The 1,386-nt window shown below is 60.8% G+C and carries 1 protein-coding gene; it reads right to left on the bottom strand.

Going from position 1 to position 1,386, the window contains the following annotated elements; translation table 11 throughout:
• Positions 1–1,275: 1,275 nt before the first annotated feature.
• Positions 1,276–1,386, bottom strand: a 111-nt coding sequence (locus GY725_01850) for a transposase domain-containing protein (protein ID MCP4002917.1), incomplete at its 5' end; no start/stop codon positions are given.

Below are 1,386 nucleotides of genomic sequence, written 5' to 3'. Positions count from 1 at the left end.
GAAGTCTGCGCTCGCTGTCGGCTTCACCGCCCGCCCCAACTCGCGTCGCCACTTCGACAACGTGCTCGCCAGTACACCCTCTCGACGGCTGAACTCGGCTTCCGTGAGCCCGCTCGACCGAAACCGGCCAACGATCCGCTGCCACTCTTCTCGACTCCGACGAACACGCTTCGATCGAACACCCATCGCTCACCTCCCTCTGGTTGCCAGGAAGATCTACACCGCGACTGGGGAACCGGGAAGGACGGCGATCATTGACCGGTTACCTTCGAGCGATCCTGAAGTTCCTCAAGGCACCGCTTCACTGGTACCGGGCTCTCAAGTCAGCCGGCAGAAAGTCTGGCAACTCACTCTCGTCATCGTAGCGAGTGGAGTTCACTCCCTCGCAACTCTCAGCAAGGTAGAGCGAATAGAGTTGTGATGGCGGCTTGGTGTTCGGAAAGAACTTGCTCCCGATCCGGGTCTCAGGCGTCCTCACAGCCCACCGCGCTACCGAACACATTGCCTCTGGGTAGTTCTTCTCCTCATCCACCACAGCGAATCGGCGGAAACCCGAGGCGAGGCTGTCGAACTGCTTCTCAAGGTCTATCCAATTATCCTCACACGGATGCAGGCCGAGTGACTCGTTCTCCGTCGGTGGCGGAAGGCATAGAGATTGGATTTCGCGTCGAAGGAAGAACAAGGTCGCAAAACTATGGAGGACGCTCTCGTTGAGCGCCCGCTCTGCAGCTAGATCAGCCGATGACTTCCGACTAGAGCTGCTCTGTGCGAGCTTGCGAGTATTCGCCGCAACCGCAGCCGAGCTGTCCGCGACCTCGATCGCTTCGGTCGCAGTCGCTTGCGCGCGTCTTGCCGACTCGACCGCTTCCTCGGCAATCCTCCGCGACTCGACCGCCTCCCGAGACGCCTCGACCGCCAAGTCCCTCGCCTCCGTCGCGCGACCAGAGTCCCTTTCGGCTTGGTACGCTTGATACGAAGCAACTACCGCCGCGAGAACGGCAACGGTGATGGTGATTGCGTTTGCGAGCCCACCCAGGCGCCCAATCAACCAGTGCTGGTCACGACCGCAGACAGGACACAAGGGCCCGGCAGCGCCCATCGCGGAATCGCACCAACGGCAGATACGAAACGGCCGTGACTGTCTGGCATCATCGCTCGTCGTCTCGTTGCCTTCACTCAGCGGGCCTTCCCCCAACTTTTCTCCGCGTTAGCAAGCACAAGGGTACACCTTCATATGCAGTCTATGGGTAAGCGGTGGACGAACCGCATCCTCGGTCAGTCCGGGTTGAGCGCGGCCCGATCGAGATTCTGCGGGAGCAGAGCATCGAGTTGATCCAGCGAGGTGAGCGTCGGCAGCACCTCGAACAGGTGCGCCAGGTAACGGCT

The organism is bacterium (assembly GCA_024226335.1).
GTDB lineage: Bacteria > Myxococcota_A > UBA9160 > SZUA-336 > SZUA-336 > JAAELY01.
This window is presented reverse-complemented; position numbering and strand designations above follow the sequence as displayed.